Source organism: Paraclostridium sp. AKS73 (assembly GCF_025671395.1).
GTDB classification, from domain to species: domain Bacteria; phylum Bacillota; class Clostridia; order Peptostreptococcales; family Peptostreptococcaceae; genus Paraclostridium; species Paraclostridium benzoelyticum.
The window spans coordinates 181,056-197,188 of sequence record NZ_JAIXHU010000002.1 but is presented as its reverse complement, the minus strand read 5'-3'; the positions used below and the strand labels follow the sequence as shown (position 1 = coordinate 197,188).

The 16,133-nt window shown below is 29.8% G+C and carries 18 protein-coding genes and 2 pseudogenes; 19 read left to right on the top strand and 1 reads right to left on the bottom strand.

The genetic code is table 11. The annotated features are described in order from the left end of the window. Positions 1 to 8 precede the first annotated feature (8 nt). The 6 genes and pseudogenes from LEQ07_RS02485 (at position 9) to mgsA (ending at position 3,450) form a co-directional block, all read left to right on the top strand. Positions 9 to 176 carry a hypothetical protein gene (locus LEQ07_RS02485; RefSeq protein WP_263329401.1) on the top strand — a complete coding sequence of 56 codons (168 nt, stop codon included), beginning with the start codon at positions 9 to 11 and terminating at the stop codon, positions 174 to 176. A gap of 131 nt (positions 177 to 307) precedes the next feature. Further along, a complete protein-coding gene (locus LEQ07_RS02480; protein WP_263329400.1) occupies positions 308 to 685 on the top strand; it encodes a septum site-determining protein MinC in 378 nt (125 codons plus the stop codon). A 23-nt stretch (positions 686 to 708) separates the two neighbouring features. Further along, positions 709 to 1,506: a septum site-determining protein MinD gene (gene minD / locus LEQ07_RS02475; protein ID WP_046823773.1), complete on the top strand. Its 798-nt coding sequence runs from the start codon at positions 709 to 711 to the stop codon at positions 1,504 to 1,506. 17 nt (positions 1,507 to 1,523) lie between these two features. Next, positions 1,524 to 1,807 (top strand): annotated as a pseudogene (gene minE / locus LEQ07_RS02470) (cell division topological specificity factor MinE). 93 nt (positions 1,808 to 1,900) lie between these two features. Next, on the top strand, positions 1,901 to 3,019 hold the full coding sequence (rodA, locus tag LEQ07_RS02465) for a rod shape-determining protein RodA (protein ID WP_046823772.1): 1,119 nt from the start codon (positions 1,901 to 1,903) through the stop codon (positions 3,017 to 3,019). A 17-nt stretch (positions 3,020 to 3,036) separates the two neighbouring features. After that, on the top strand, positions 3,037 to 3,450 hold the full coding sequence (gene mgsA, locus LEQ07_RS02460) for a methylglyoxal synthase (RefSeq protein ID WP_046823771.1): 414 nt from the start codon (positions 3,037 to 3,039) through the stop codon (positions 3,448 to 3,450). 51 nt (positions 3,451 to 3,501) lie between these two features. Here the strand turns inward: mgsA and LEQ07_RS02455 are convergent, their stop codons facing one another. Beyond that, entirely contained in the window at positions 3,502 to 4,695 is a 1,194-nt protein-coding gene (locus LEQ07_RS02455; protein ID WP_263329399.1) for an FprA family A-type flavoprotein, read from the bottom strand. Between the two features lie 272 nt (positions 4,696 to 4,967). Here LEQ07_RS02455 and LEQ07_RS02450 point away from each other — a divergent pair, with 272 nt between their 5' ends. From LEQ07_RS02450 to LEQ07_RS02400, 13 genes and pseudogenes are all read left to right on the top strand, one after another. Beyond that, entirely contained in the window at positions 4,968 to 6,815 is a 1,848-nt protein-coding gene (locus LEQ07_RS02450) for a TIGR03960 family B12-binding radical SAM protein (protein WP_263329398.1), read from the top strand. A 2-nt stretch (positions 6,816 to 6,817) separates the two neighbouring features. After that, positions 6,818 to 7,515: pseudogene (locus LEQ07_RS02445) on the top strand (TIGR03936 family radical SAM-associated protein). A 202-nt stretch (positions 7,516 to 7,717) separates the two neighbouring features. Then, positions 7,718 to 9,115 (top strand): Rne/Rng family ribonuclease, encoded by a 1,398-nt coding sequence (locus LEQ07_RS02440; protein WP_263329397.1) that lies wholly within the window; start codon positions 7,718 to 7,720, stop codon positions 9,113 to 9,115. Positions 9,116 to 9,231: 116 nt separating this feature from the next. Continuing rightward, positions 9,232 to 9,534 carry a 50S ribosomal protein L21 gene (rplU, locus tag LEQ07_RS02435; protein ID WP_263329396.1) on the top strand — a complete coding sequence of 101 codons (303 nt, stop codon included), beginning with the start codon at positions 9,232 to 9,234 and terminating at the stop codon, positions 9,532 to 9,534. A 19-nt stretch (positions 9,535 to 9,553) separates the two neighbouring features. Next, the gene (locus LEQ07_RS02430) at positions 9,554 to 9,853 is read left to right on the top strand and encodes a ribosomal-processing cysteine protease Prp (RefSeq protein WP_263329395.1); all 300 of its coding nucleotides are present in this window, start codon (positions 9,554 to 9,556) and stop codon (positions 9,851 to 9,853) included. 31 nt (positions 9,854 to 9,884) lie between these two features. Beyond that, on the top strand, positions 9,885 to 10,169 hold the full coding sequence (rpmA, locus tag LEQ07_RS02425) for a 50S ribosomal protein L27 (RefSeq protein WP_021428632.1): 285 nt from the start codon (positions 9,885 to 9,887) through the stop codon (positions 10,167 to 10,169). A 261-nt stretch (positions 10,170 to 10,430) separates the two neighbouring features. Further along, positions 10,431 to 11,708, top strand: coding sequence for a GTPase ObgE (gene obgE / locus LEQ07_RS02420; RefSeq protein WP_046823765.1), 1,278 nt, complete (start codon positions 10,431 to 10,433; stop codon positions 11,706 to 11,708). Between the two features lie 30 nt (positions 11,709 to 11,738). Then, positions 11,739 to 12,107, top strand: coding sequence for a YhbY family RNA-binding protein (locus LEQ07_RS02415; RefSeq protein ID WP_021428595.1), 369 nt, complete (start codon positions 11,739 to 11,741; stop codon positions 12,105 to 12,107). A gap of 186 nt (positions 12,108 to 12,293) precedes the next feature. Beyond that, a complete protein-coding gene (locus LEQ07_RS20530; RefSeq protein WP_332842280.1) occupies positions 12,294 to 12,560 on the top strand; it encodes an FAD-dependent oxidoreductase in 267 nt (88 codons plus the stop codon). Between the two features lie 53 nt (positions 12,561 to 12,613). Then, entirely contained in the window at positions 12,614 to 12,754 is a 141-nt protein-coding gene (locus tag LEQ07_RS20525; protein WP_332842281.1) for a hypothetical protein, read from the top strand. Continuing rightward, the gene (locus tag LEQ07_RS02410) at positions 12,751 to 13,626 is read left to right on the top strand and encodes a CoA-disulfide reductase (RefSeq protein WP_332842854.1); all 876 of its coding nucleotides are present in this window, start codon (positions 12,751 to 12,753) and stop codon (positions 13,624 to 13,626) included. Before LEQ07_RS20525 ends, LEQ07_RS02410 begins: the two co-directional genes overlap by 4 nt. A 216-nt stretch (positions 13,627 to 13,842) precedes the next feature. Beyond that, positions 13,843 to 15,108, top strand: coding sequence for a cation:proton antiporter (locus LEQ07_RS02405; protein WP_025162083.1), 1,266 nt, complete (start codon positions 13,843 to 13,845; stop codon positions 15,106 to 15,108). A gap of 188 nt (positions 15,109 to 15,296) precedes the next feature. Next, positions 15,297 to 16,058 carry a MerR family transcriptional regulator gene (locus LEQ07_RS02400; RefSeq protein ID WP_263329394.1) on the top strand — a complete coding sequence of 254 codons (762 nt, stop codon included), beginning with the start codon at positions 15,297 to 15,299 and terminating at the stop codon, positions 16,056 to 16,058. The last annotated feature ends 75 nt before the right edge of the window (positions 16,059 to 16,133 follow it).

Genomic DNA, 16,133 nt, shown 5'->3' with positions numbered 1-16,133 from the left:
GGTATAAAATGTCTTTTAAAGCAACAAATGAGGAATTAGTGGAATTTAAAGGAAATAAAAGAGGCATAGTTATTAATGTAAAAAGAAAGGCATCGTTTGAAGAAATTAGACAATGCATAATAGATAAAATAGAAACATCTATAGGTTTTTCAATGGAGCTAAAATTTATTCTATAAATTATAATCATTTAAGTGATGTTGAATTACTTCGATTAAAAGAAGATATAACTTCAAGATTTGATATTGAGTTTATAGAAGAGGAAATTAAGATACCATATGCTTATCATGATACTAAATATGTAAACAATATGCGTTCTGGAGAAAATGTAGAATTTGAAGGAGATGTAGTTGTAATGGGTGATATGAAACCAGGTTGCCAAGTTATGGCTACAGGAAGCGCTGTTGTAATGGGCAACATAAGCCCAGGAGCTAAAGTCATTGCATATGGAAATGTAGTTGTAATGGGTAAAGTTGAAGGATTTATACATGCAGGGTCAAAGGGTAATAAAAATGCTTATATAGTAGCTAACAATTTAAATCCTATGGTTTTAAAGATTGCAAATTATATAGCTGAAGCGCCTGAAGAGGAATATTCGCCAAGCGATGATATAAATCCTGAAATAGCATTTACAAACAATGAAACAATAGTTATAGAAAATTATTTACCCAAAAAAATAAATAGATAGTTAATGTAGGAGGGGGTAGTATTATGAGTGAAGTTATAGTTATAACATCAGGAAAAGGTGGAGTTGGAAAAACTACAACAACTGCAAACTTAGGAACTGCTTTAAGTTTAGAAAATAAAAAGACGGTTGTAGTTGATGCTGATATAGGCCTTAGAAATTTAGATGTTGTAATGGGTCTTGAAAATAGAATAGTGTATGATATTGTTGATGTTGTTGAGGGAACTTGTAGATTAAAGCAAGCTCTTATAAAAGATAAGAGATTTGATAATTTATATTTGCTTCCTGCAGCTCAAACTAGAGATAAAAATGCTCTATCTATAGAACAAATGAAAGATTTATGTGATAAGTTAAGAGAGTCATTTGATTTTATAATTATAGATTGCCCAGCAGGAATAGAACAAGGATTTAAAAATGCTATAGCTGGAGCAGACAGAGCTATAGTTGTAACTAACCCTGAAATATCTGCAGTGAGAGATGCAGATAGAATAATAGGCCTTTTAGAAGCTAACGAAGTAAAAGACATACGCTTAGTTATAAATAGAATTAGAAATGAAATGGTTAAGCGTGGAGATATGATGGATAAACAAGATATAGTTGAAATTCTTGCTATAGACTTAGTTGGATTAGTTCCTGATGATGAAACTATAATAGTTTCTACTAATAAAGGGGAACCTGCAATATTAGACTCAAGATCTAATGCAGGACAAGCCTATAAAAATATTGCAAAGAGAATTTTGGGAGAAGATATACCTCTTATGCAAGTAGAAGAAGAAACTAATATACTAACTAAAATTAAGAAGATGTTTGGAATGGCTAAGTAGTGAAGGGGGATAAATTCATGTTAGATTTATTTAAGATGTTTTCTAACGAATCTAAACTAGTAAGAATGTAGCAAAAGAAAGGCTTAAACTAGTTTTAGTGCATGATAGAATAGACTGTTCTCCACAGCTTCTAGACCTTATTAAGTCAGATATACTTAAAGTTATTGCAAATTATGCTGAGATAGAAGAAGACGGATTAGAAATAAAAATGGCTAAATCTAGAAGTGATGAAGAAGATGGTCCTATATCAGCATTAGTTGCTAACATACCATTAAAGAATATAAAAGAAAGAAGTAGATAGAAAAATGGGGGGAGCGTATTAGCAAACCCCTTTTTGCATTAACACAAATGATACTACGTAGGTATTGTCACAAATAAGAAAGATGGTGATAACATGTTTGATTTTAGATCAATGTTTAAATTAATTAAAGAGCTTGATTGGAGGCTAATTGCGCTAGTTGTTTGTATATTTGGATTCGGGCTTGTTATATTAAGTAGTGCAACTCATGCAACTACTACAGGGAATTATGCTCAGATAACCAAACAAGGATTAGCATTCTTGCTTGGTATGGGGCTTATATTTGTAATACTGCTATTTGACTATAATTTTCTAGGGAAGTATTACAAAGCATTATATATAATTAGTATAATACTATTAGTATTAGTATGGATACCAGGAATAGGAAAGGCTAATGCAGGGGCTAGATCGTGGTTACATTTAGGACCTTTAGACTTTCAAACGTCAGAATTAGTTAAATTAACTTTTATACTAAGTTATGCAAAAATTGTTGAAGAAAAGAAAGGTAAATTAAAGACAATAAAAGATATAGTGTCTCTTGCATTATATGCTGCACCTATAATATTACTTTTACTTGTACAGCCAGACTTAGGAACGGCTATAGTATTTTGTTGTATAATAGGAGGAATGTTGTTTACTGCTGGACTTAATGATAAAATAATTAAAAGAGGTCTTATAGCAATAGTTGTAGTTATGCCTCTTATGTATATGGTAATGGCTCCCCATCAAAGAATAAGAATAGATGCTTTCTTACACCCAGAGGATGTTACTTTACCTGGTAACTATCAAGTTATGCAGTCAATGATAGCTATAGGCTCAGGTGGACCTACGGGTAAAGGGTTATATGAAGGAACTCAAAATCAAAATGACTTCTTACCAGTTCAAGATAGTGACTTTATATTTGCGGTTATAGGCGAAGAGTTAGGGCTTATTGGAATGTTTGTAATAATTTTACTGTATGGATTATTTTTAATAAGGATGATCGTTATTGCAAAAGAAGCCAAAGATTTTTATGGAACCTTAATAGTTATTGGGGTAGCGAGCATGTTTGCTTATCAGGTTATACAGAATATTGGAATGACTGTTGCTGTAATACCTGTTACAGGAGTAACATTACCATTTGTTAGTTATGGAGGAAGTTCTCTTATGACATCTTTAGCTAACTTAGGTCTTGTACTAAATGTAGGTATGAGAAGAAAGAAAATAAATTTCTAATATATTAGGGGTGACGTATGAATATAGCATTAATAGCACATGATGAAATGAAAAACACTATGGTTGGATTTTGTATAGGATATGAATCTATTTTATGCAATTATGGATTATATGCTACAGGGACTACAGGAAAAAGAATAGAAGATGAAACTAAGTTAAAGATAAAAAGATTAGCTTCAGGACCTCTTGGAGGAGATCAACAAATAGGGTCATTAATAGTTTCTCAAGATATTGATTTAGTAATATTTTTAAGAGATCCAATGACAGCTCAAGCTCATGAACCAGATATACAAGCTTTAATTAGACTTTGTGATGTGTACCATGTACCTATTGCTACTAATCTTGCTTCAGCTGAGATTTTTATTAAAGCATTAGATAGAGGAGAACTTTCTTGGAGAGAAGTTAGAAAGACAAATACTCAACGTATGTAAATATATAAATAAAAAAGCTAGCTCAATTGAGCTAGCTTTTTATTTATATATTTATTTAATTGATTCAGCGAACTTAACACCGAAATCAAAACATTCTTGTAAAGTCTCATCACTTGGGAAGAATTTCTTCTTAAGTGTTTCAACAGGCATCTTGAATCCCATATTTTTAACAAGTAGCTCAGCCATAGTTATACCTTCACCACTCCATCCATAAGATCCGAATACTCCAGCAAATTTACCTTGATTAGCCATAGGATCTATTAGAGAGAAAGCATCCCACATAGGTTTAACCATAGTTCTGTTTATTGTTGGAGAACCAAATAATATACCTTTAGACATTACCATAACATCATGAAGTTCTGCTAAATCCATATTTTCTATATCATATAAAGTAGCATCTTCACCTGTTGATTTTATACCTTCGTATATTTTTTCAGCCATTAATTTTGTATTAGTATAAGCTGATAAGTATAATACAGCTACTTGGTCTTGGTTAGTTGTATTAACAGTTTCAGTAGACCACTCTACATATCTTTTAACTTGAGCCATAGGGTCTTTGCTTAATATAGGACCGTGAGAAGTTAATATAGTATCAAAATCTAATCCTAATTCAACAACCTTGTTTACAGCTTTTAAAACATGCTTAGAGAATGGCTTAACTATACAATCAAAGTAGTGTTTAGCTGATTTTAAGTAATCTTCACTGTCTATTACATCTGGATCTACGCTTGCAAAGTGACATCCGAAAGCATCACAAGTAAGTAATGTTTTATCTTCTTCTATATAAGTAAACATTGTGTCCGCCCAGTGTAAGAATGGTGCAGATATGAATTTTAAAGTTCTTTTACCTATGTTTAAAGTTTCCCCATCTTTTATAACATGACACTTAAATGGTCTGTTAACTTGTTCAGCTAAGTACATTTTAGCTGCATTTGTACATATAACTTCTACATCTGGATTTATATCAAGTATATACTTTAAACTACCAGCATGATCTGGCTCAGTATGATGTATAACAACATAATCTAATTCTTCTATTTTTGTTAAAGATGATAATTTTTCGATAAATTCACCTTTAAAGTTTGGTTTTACAGTATCAAATAATACTTTCTTTTCATCGTCTATAAAATAAGCATTATAAGTTGTACCAAATTCAGTTTCCATTATGATGTCAAAGATTTTTAAGTCTTTATCTATAACACCAGTCCAATAAATATCTTTTTTAATTTCAAAAGCTTCCTTCATAAAAAAATCCTCCTAAACCGTGATTAATAAAATACGTAATTATATTTAAAATATACCCATTAATAAAACTTTAAAACATATTGTATACAAAAAACTTGAAAAATTCTTAAAACTTTTGCACTCAATACTATATTAACAAAAAATAGTAAAGTTTTGTATATAATAAACTACAAATTGCAAATATATAAGTAATTATATTTTGATACATCTTAGTATATCGTGTATAATAATATTTATGTTTATATACTGAAATAAACTTACGGAGGATTTTTATGAATAAAAAAGCAGACTTGAAGAGGATTCTTAAAAAGGTTGAAAAACCTGCTAGATATTTAGGAAATGAAGTAAATTCGATACATAAAGATACAACAAATGAAAATCTTATAAGATATGCTCATTGTTTCCCTGATCTTTATGAAGTAGGAATGAGCCATTTAGGTAGTCATATATTATATGACGTTATAAATAGAGATGAAGATGTATTTTGTGAAAGAGTATATGCTCCAAGTGTAGATATGGAAGAAAAAATGCGCGAAAATAATATTCCTTTATTTGCACTAGAGTCAAGAGAAGCTATAACTAATTTTGACTTTTTAGCTTTTACACTTCAATATGAATTATCATATACTAATATTTTAAATATGATGGATTTAGCAAAAGTTGAAATACTTGCTAAAGATAGAAAGCTAGATGATCCATTTATATTAGTTGGAGGACCTTGTGCTTATAATCCAGAACCTATGGCAGACTTTGTTGATATAGTTGTTTTAGGAGAAGGGGAAGAAGTTAACTTAGAAATAGTTAATAGATATAAAGAATGGAAGAAAAATAAGACTACTAGAGATGAGTTCTTATTAGATATAGCTAACATAGAGGGTGTATATATACCTAAGTTCTATGATGTATCTTACAATGAAGACAATACTATAAAAGAAGTTAAAGCTAATAGAGAGGGAGTACCACAAAACCCTCACAAAAGAATAATTAAAGATATGGATTTAGTAGAGTATCCAGAAAAACTTATAGTACCATTTATAGATACTGTGCATGATAGAATAGTTTTAGAATTATTTAGAGGATGTACAAGAGGATGTAGATTTTGTCAGGCTGGTATGATATACAGACCTATAAGAGAAAAGAGCTTAGACAGATTAAAAGAAATATTAGAAAAATTAGTTAAGAATACTGGATATGATGAAATATCATTATCTTCATTAAGTACAAGTGATTACAGCAATTTGTCGGAGCTTACAGATTACTTAGTAGAAGAATATGCGTCTAAAAATATAGGAATATCTTTACCTTCTCTTAGATTAGATAATTTCTCTATGGAAATAGCTGAGAAGATACAACAAGTAAGAAAATCAGGACTTACTTTTGCTCCAGAAGCTGGAACTCAAAGAATGAGGGACGTTATAAATAAAGGTGTAACAGAAGAAGACCTAGAAAATGCTACAAGAAAAGCATTTGAAATGGGATGGAATAGTGTAAAATTATACTTTATGATAGGACTTCCAACTGAAACATATGATGATTTAGATGGAATAGCAAATCTTGCTTATAAAGTTATAGATATATACAGAGACGTTAATGGTGGTAAATTAAGAAGAGCATTTGGAGTAACTGTTAGTACTTCAACATTTGTTCCTAAGCCTTTTACACCATTCCAATGGCATGGACAAGATACTACAGAGCAAGTTAGAGAAAAGCAAAGACATTTAGTTAAAAAATTAAAGAATGGAAATATTAAATATAACTATCATGATTCAAAAACTAGTTTAATGGAAGCGGTTATTGCTAGAGGAGATAGAAAACTAGGTAAGGTTATATACGATGCATATAAAGCTGGTGCTAAGTTTGATGGATGGGCTGAACACTTTAAGCTAGAAATATGGGAAGAAGCAATGAAAAATAATAATCTTGAAATAGCTTTCTATGCAAATAGAGAAAGAGATTATGAAGAAGTATTCCCTTGGGATCATTTAGATGTTGGAGTTAATAAAAAGTTCTTAATTAGAGAAAATGAGCAATCAAAGCAAGAAAAAGTAACAGTTGATTGTAGACATAAATGTAATGGATGTGGAATAAACACTCATACTATAGGAAAGGGGATGTGCTAATTATGAGTAAAATAATAAGATGTAAATTTAAAAAAGAAAATGACATGATATATATATCGCACCTTGATTTACAAAGATTATTACAAAGAGCTTTTAGAAGAGCTGAAATACAATTATCATATTCTCAAGGATTTAACCCACACCCTAAGATGAGTTATGGACATGCACTAGCACTTGGTACAGAAAGTCAAGGGGAGTACTTAGACGTTGAAATAGAAGATGATTTAAGTGCTGATGAATTTATGGAAAAAATAAATACTGCTATGCCAGATGGTATAAAATTTATAAATACAAAGGAAATAACTAAAGAAGTTCCATCATTAGCATCTACTATAGAATATGGTGAATATATGTTTACGATAGAAGTAGATAAAGAACTATCTAAAGAGTTTATAAAAACTAAAGTAGCAGAATTAATGAATAAAGAAGAAATTATAATAAGTAAGAAAAATAAAAAAGGAAAACTGTAGAAGTTAACATCAGACCTATGATAAAGAATTTTGATGTTATAGATGTTGAAGATAGAGTTATAACTTTAGAATCAACTATGGCTACAGGATCTAAGGCGAATTTAAATACTAATATATTTATACCTAAAATGTTAGAAGTATTTGAACTAGATATGGATCCATTAGATGTAGATATATTAAGAAGAGAATTATATATAGTTAAAGATGGAGAGTTAGTAACTCCAATGTAGGAAAGAGGTGGACGGATGTCCACCTCTTTTCTAAAATCAAGGGTACCTATGGCTTGGGTATAGTATGTATGTTTCTTTCACACGACGTGTTTAGCACGTAAGTGTTACGTCAACATACACACTATACCCAAGTTTTGTACCTAATGATATAAGTAAATAGATAGACATTAAAAAAATAAGAAAGAGGATAGGAAGTGAGCTTTTGAAAAATATTGTTATAGAGTCATTGGTTAATTCTCAAAAGGTAGCTGTGTTAGAAGATGGAAAGTTAAGTGAACTTTTTATAGAGAGTGGTTCAAGTAAGAATGTTTCTAATATTTATAGAGGTGTTGTAAAAAAGGCATTAAAAGGTATAGAAGCTTATTTTGTTGATATTGGAAGTGACAAGCTTGCATATTTAAGCATGAAGAAAAATGAAGAGGTCAAATGTGGACAAGATATTTTGGTTCAAGTAAATAAAGAAGCTATAGGGACAAAAGGTGCAAAACTTAATACTGAAATAAGTTTTGCAGGAAGATACTTAGTTTATATACCCTCAAATGATAGGCTTACTATATCAAATAAAATAAAATTAGAAAAAGAAAGATTTAGATTAAAAAAGATAGTTCAAGGCGTTGATGAAGAGTTTACAGGGATTATAAGAACTGAAGCGGTTGGATGTTCAAAAGAAGAAATTGAACAAGATATATTTGATTTAAAAGAAAAATACAACAGTGTTTTAAAAGAATATAAGTTAGGCATAGGACCTAAACTTTTATACAAGGACCTTGATTTTGCATCTAAATATATAAAAGACAATGTTAATGATAATGTTTTAAAAATTATTGTAAATAATAATGAGAAGTACGAAGAACTAAAAAATATATTAGGTCGTATAGATAAAAATTATAAAGATAAATTATTATTAGAAAACAATAAGGATGTATTTGACCTACATTCAGTTCAATCACAGATAGATAAATACTTAAATAGAAAAGTATGGTTAAAGAGTGGTGGATACTTAATAATAGATAAGACTGAAGCTCTAACAGTAATAGATGTCAATACAGGAAAATTTACTGGAAACTCTAATTTAGAAGAAACAATATATAAAACTAATTTAGAGGCAGCTATAGAAATTTCTAGACTTTTAAGGATTAGGGACATAGCAGGTATAATAGTTGTAGATTTTATAGATATGCAAAAAAATGAATATAAAAAAAATCTATTAGAAGTTTTAAGCAATGAAACAGATAAAGATAGAAGAAAAACAAATGTTATGGGGATGACAAAACTTGGGTTAGTTGAAATTGCTAGGAGAAGAGAAAAAGATTCTATAGATAATTACTATCTTAGTGAATGTTTTGTATGTAAAACTGGAGAAAGTATAAAGTCAATTAATAGAATTTTAGACGAAATAGAAAAGGAAGTAATGCGAACAAAAGAGCATACTTCGTATAGACAAGTTAAAATAGAGTTAAATCCTTATGTTTCAGATAAAATAAACCAAAATTATAAATATAAAATTGATAGCATAAGCAAGAAATACAATGTAAAAATAGATATAGATAAAAAAGCTGAAATTCAACATGAAAATATGAATATTATTTTTAATAGTTAGTTGACAGTTTATATAAATTATAGTATTATTTATAAATGTAGTGCCGCTCAATAAAGGTTTGTAAATCTCTTATGAGTACCTTGTATTGGCGAGTTTGAGACCGAGGAGGTGTATTTATGTACGCTATAGTTAAAACTGGAGGAAAGCAATACAAAGTTGCTGAAGGTGATGTAATCTTCGTAGAGAAGTTAAACGCTAACGAAGGTGATGTAGTTACTTTAAACGAAGTATTAGCTTGTTCTAAAGATGGAAACTTAGTAGTTGGAGCTCCAACTGTTGATGGTGCATCTGTAACTGCTAAAGTTGTAGAGCAAGGTAAAGCTAAGAAAGTTATAGTTTTCAAATATAAAGCTAAAAAAGACTACAGAAGAAAGAACGGACATCGTCAAGCTTACACTAAGTTAGTAGTTGAAAAATAAACGCTTAATTGTAATTGCCATGATAAAAGTTAAATATTATCAAAACGACGATTTCATGCTTAAAGGTTTTTGTCTTAATGGACATGCTGACTATGCAGAACTTGGTTCTGATATTGTATGTGCTGCGGTCACATCCAACGCATTATCAGTTATAAATTCTTTAAGTACATTGCAAAAAATTGAATTTGATAAAGTTGTAGGCCAAGAAGGTCACATTGAATGCATTGTTAAAGATGAATATCTAGACAAAGCTCAATTGTTACTGCAACATTTTCAATTAGCTATTAGTGAAATTAAAAGGGAATACCCAAAAATATAAAAATTCTAAAAAAGTAGGAGGTGACTCCAGAATGTTAAAAATGAACTTACAATTACTTGCATCTAAGAAAGGGGTAGGATCTTCTAAGAACGGTAGAGATTCTGTTTCTAAAAGATTAGGTGTTAAGAGATTCGATGGACAAGTTGTAACTGCTGGAAGTATAATAGTTAGACAAAGAGGAACTAAGATACATCCAGGAACTAACGTAGGTAAAGGTGGAGATGACACTTTATTCGCATTAGTTGACGGTGCTGTTAAATTCGAAAGAAAAGACAAGAAAAGAAAAAAAGTAAGTGTATACCCAGTTGCTGAGTAATACGCTAAAAAAAGGAGTGTTCATACACTCCTTTTTTACTTACTAAGAAACTATATTAAATTAAAGTTTTTTATAAATTATAGAGCTAATTTAAATTGATTTATAAAAAGTAAAAAGACTTTTGAGCAACGGACAAAGTCGTTGGCGACATGAGCGAAGCGAATTTTTAAAATATAATGATTAAAATAGCTCGGAGAGAATTTATATTATAGATTGTGGCAAATATAAATAAAAAAGCTTTAAAAAAGAAGGTGAATTAATATGTTTATAGATAAGGCTAGGATATTTGTAAAAGCTGGAAACGGTGGTAACGGATCAGTATCTTTTAGAAAAGAAAAATACGTTCCAGCAGGAGGACCAGACGGAGGAGACGGAGGTCGTGGAGCTAGTATAATATTTAAAGTTGATTCAGGATTAAGAACATTAATGGATTTTAAATATCAAACTAAGTATTCTGCACAAGCTGGTGGAGATGGAACTAAAAAAAGACAAGCTGGTAAAAACGGTGAAGATTTAGTTTTATTAGTTCCTCCAGGAACAATAATAAGAGACGAAGCAACAGGTCTTATAATAGCTGACTTAAAAGAAGAAGGCGATGAAGCAGTAGTTGCAAAAGGTGGAAGAGGTGGAAGAGGAAATCAACACTTCGCCAATGCAATAAGACAGGCTCCTGCTTTTGCTAAATCAGGAACTGATGGAGAAGAAAAGTGGATAATATTAGAGTTAAAAATGATAGCTGATGTTGGTTTATTAGGCTTCCCAAATGTAGGTAAATCAACATTCTTATCAGTAGTAACTAAAGCTAAACCAAAAATAGCTAACTATCATTTCACAACTTTAACACCAAATTTAGGAGTTGTACAAACTAAGTTTGGCGAAAGTTTTGTACTTGCTGATATACCAGGACTTATAGAAGGTGCTGCAGAAGGTATAGGATTAGGTCATGATTTCTTAAGACACGTTGAAAGAACTAAGGTATTAATCCATATAGTCGATATATCAGGAATAGAAGGCAGAGATGCTTTAGAAGATTTTGATAAAATAAATGATGAGTTAAAGTTATATAATGAAAAGTTATCTACTAGACCTCAAGTTGTTGTTGCTAACAAAATAGACATAATGGAAGATGAAAGTAACTTTGAAAACTTTAAGAATGAATTAGAGTCAAGAGGATACAAAGTATTCAAAATGTCTGCAGCAACAAGACAAGGAATTGATGATGTTATAGCTTATGTTGCTCAATTATTAAACGAAGTTGAAGACGTTGAGTTAGTAACTGAAGAAGAAATGTATAGACCAGAATTAGTTGAAGAAACTGAAGATGGACTAGAAGTTGAAATAGAAGATGGAGTATATGTTGTTACAGGTAAAGCTTTAAGAAGAATAATGTACTCTGTTAACTTTGAAGATATGGAATCTGTTCAGTTCTTCCAAAAATCTATGGAATCTCAAGGTGTATTTGATAAACTAAGAGAAATGGGCATAGAAGATGGAGATACTGTTAAGATATACGATATAGAATTCGAATTCTATAATTAAAACTAATTAAAGACGTAAAGAGGTGGACACATGTTAAAAGGTAAGCAAAGAGCATACTTAAGATCTGTTGCTAACACTTTAAAACCTATAACTCAAATAGGTAAAGAAGGAGTTACAGAAAGCTTTTTAGATCAATTAGAAGATATGTTAAAAGCTAGAGAAATAGTTAAAGTTTCTATATTAGAAAATGCTGGATTAGATGCTAAAGAAACTGCAAATGCTATATGCGAAGCTATAAGAGCAGAATTTGTTCAAGCTATAGGATTTAAGTTTACTATATATAAAAGAAATGAAGAAGATCCAAAGATAATATTCCCAGGACACGAGCAAGCGAAAGCTAAAAAAGTTGATAATACAGTGTCTAAAAAAGGAAGACCAACTAAAAAATCTAGAAGATAATTTATGAGATACCCAATTTAACTGGGTATCTTTTTTGTGAAATTTTAAAATTCAAAAAGTAGAAAAAATGATTGAAATGTGTTAATATATCATAAATAATGGGTAACTGCTATATTATAATTTAAAACTAGACACAAGAAATTAAGAAATTTATTTAAAATACATTATTTTTTAAGGAGAAAAGAGATGAGAGTTGTAATTATTGGTGGAGTAGCAGCTGGAATGAGTGCTGCTGCAAAATTAAAAAGAATGAAACCTGATTATGAAGTAGTTGTATATGAAAAAACAGATGTTGTATCATTTGGAGCATGTGGACTTCCATATTTTGTTGGTGGCTTCTTCGATGATCCTCAAAATATGATAGCAAGAGCGCCTGAAAAGTTTGTTGAAAGTGGAATAGACTTAAAAATATTCCATGAAGTAACTTCAATTGATACTGATTCAAAAAATTAAAAGTTCAAGATGTAAAAAATGGAGAAATATTTGAAGATTCATATGATAAATTAATGATAGCAACAGGGGCTAGTAGCATAATACCTCCTATAAAAAATGTTAAACTTGAAAATGTGTCAACATTAAAGAGTTTAGATGATGGTATAAAAGTTAAAGAACTAATGAATAGAGATGAAATAAAAAAGTTGCTATAATTGGTGCAGGATTTATAGGTCTTGAAGCAGTTGAAGCAGCTAAAAAATTAGGGAAAGAAGTAACGGTATTCCAGCTAGAAGATAGAATTTTACCTCAAGTATTTGACAAAGAACTTACTGATATATTAGAAGAAGAAATTAAAAATCATAATGTTGATTTAAGATTACAGGAAATAGTTAGTGAGTTAGTTGGAGAAGAAAAAGTTAAAAAGGTTATAACAAATAAAGGTGAATATGATGCAGATTTAGTTATAATAGCAACTGGAGTAAGACCGAACACAGCCTTTTTAAAAGATAGTAAAGTTAGCATGCTACCAAATGGAGCAATTATTGTTGATGAGTTTGGAAAAACTTCAGTAGAAGACATATATGCAGCGGGTGACTGTGCAACTATAAAAAATATAGTAACAGGTAAAGATTCATATGTTCCACTTGCAACAGGTGCTAATAAATTAGGAAGAATAGTTGGAGAAAATTTAGCTGGCGCTAATAATAGTTTCCAAGGGTCTTTAGGGTCTAGTTGTATAAAAATTATGGATATGGAAGCTGCATGTACAGGATTAACAGAAGTACAAGCAGAAAAGTTAGGAATAAAGGTTAAATCTAAGTTTATATCAGACTTTAACCAAACTAATTATTATCCAGGAAGAAATAAAATGTATGTAAAGCTTGTATATGATGCTGATACAAAAGTTATATTAGGAGGACAAGTTGCAGGATATAAAGATGCTGTTCAAAGATGTAATGTAATAGCTGCATCTATATTTGGAAAATTAACAACTAGCCAATTAGGTATGCTAGATTTATGTTATGCACCACCATTTGCAAGAACATGGGATATACTTAATGTAGCAGGTAATGTATCTAAATAATTAAAATATAAAACTGATAGTAATACTTATTAAAGGATTACTATCAGTTTTTTGCGTTTAAGGAAAATATATTCAATAGAAAGTTTTAAACAATCATTAAAAATATGAATAATAACCACTTATAATATTAATTTTACTTATGATAAAAGCAATAGTAAAATAATACTTGGAATTGATAAGATAAATTAATTTATATTATAGATGGAGGTTATATATATGGAAAATACAGTAGAAGCTATTGCTACCAATAATTTATTAATAATATTTTCAGCAATAGTTGTAATAGGAGTCATATTAGGTAAATTAAGTGAAAAGCTTAAATTACCAGATGTAATACTATATTTAATAGCAGGAATCATAATAGGGCCAGCAGTTTTAAACTTAATAAGTGTAGATTCATTTCCTATAGAAAACAATCTTATATTAACTTTTGGATCAGCATTTATCCTTTATGAAGGTGGTAGAGAAGTTAATTTAAAAGTTTTAAATAAAGTAAAGGTTAGTGTAGGACTGTTAGCAACATTAGGAGTTGTAATATCAACTATAGTGGTAGGATTTGCTACTAATAAAATTTTTGGACTTCCAATAATGACATCTTTACTTGTAGGAGGAATAATAGCATCAACAGACCCTGCAGCACTTATACCAGTATTTAAGCAAGTTACTATAAAAGATAAAATAAAGCAAACAGTAGTAAGTGAGTCGGCATTTAACGATGCAGTAGGAGCTATAATTGTAAGCACACTTCTTGCGATAGTTACATCAGGAAGTTTTTCAGCAGGAGAAAGTGTAAAAGAGCTCTTAGTAGCAGTTGTTGTAGGAGTTATAGTGGGAATTATTATTGGATATGTATTCTCAGTTCTTATATGTGATAATAAATGGGGAATATTCCATTCATACGCACCTATAATATCTATACTTAAAGTTATATTAGCTTATGAAATAGCAACATATTTACATGGAAGTGGATATATGGCGGTATTTATAGTTGGACTTATAGCCGGAAATAAAAAATTATTTGGATTATGGGTTCCTGAAGAATCTTTCCAATCTGAACATCACTTTAGAGAAAGTGTAGCATCTTTATGCCGTATGTCAATATTTGTTGTATTAGGTACACATGTTGATTTAGGAGCACTAGCTCAATATTGGTTACCTTCTTTGATAGTAGTATTAGTTTTAATGTTTATTGCAAGACCACTAGTAGTATTAATTTGTACAGTATTTGATATTAAAGCTAAATGGAAAATAAACGATAAATTATTTATGATGTGGGTTAGAGAAACTGGAGTTATACCAGCTGCATTATCTGGTATAGTTGTATCGATGAAAGTTCCAGGATACGAGATAATATCTTCGATAGTATTTATGACAATACTAATAACTTTAATAGTTCAAGCTAGTACCACTAAGCTAGTAGCTAAAAAGTTAGATGTATTAGAGTTTGATGAAGAGAACTTAAAGCAAGAAAAAGCTGCATAAAAATCAAGTTAGGATGTCTTTTTAGACATCCTATTTTTTACGCTTAAGGAAATTATACTTAACTAATATTTGAGGATAACTTATGGAGTATAATAATACTAATGTTTTGGGGAAAGTAAAAAATAGGTTGAAATTATTATTGACTCTAACACTATGTAATACCTTAATATATTTTTAAGGAGGCAAATATGTATAAAGTAAATGAAGTTTCGAAACTAAGTGGAGTAAGTATTAGGATGCTTCACCATTACGATAAAATTGGAGTTTTAATTCCTAGTAAGAAAACTGAAAAGAATTATAGGCTATATAGCGATCAAGATATAAAAAGATTATATCAAATTTTAACACTTAAAGAATTGGATTTTCCATTGAATGAAATTAAAAAAATTTTAGATGATAAAAATTTAAATAAGAAAGAAGTTTTATCATTTCAAAAAGAATTGATATTAGAAAAAAGAAATAGGTTAAATAATATAATTCAATCTATTGATGAACAAATAAATGATTTAGGAGGAAATAAGAGTATGAGTAAAAAAGATTTTAAGGTATTTGATTATGAAAAAATTAAACAGCACGAGGAAAAATATAAAGATGAAACAAAGAGAAAGTATGGGGATAGTGATGCTTATAGTGAATGTAAACAAAAAACTAGTTCATATGGCGAAAACGATTGGAAGAAAATAAGCGATGAAGCTAATAAAATTTATGAAGAATTGGCACAATTGATGGATAAATCTCCTACAGATGAAGAAGTGCAAATTGTGATTGAAAAATGGAGAAATCATATAAGTGAAAATTTTTATGATTGTACAATAGATATTTTTAGAGGTCTAGGAATAATGTATGTGGCAGATGAAAGATTTACAAAAAATATAGATAAGTATAAATCAGGATTAGCTCAATTTTTAAGTGATGGAATTAATGTATACTGTGATAATCATATTAATTAAAAATATATAGCAACTGAACAAATAGAAAGTGGTATGAGGTTAAATAAAAATTAATTTCATACCACTTTCTATTTG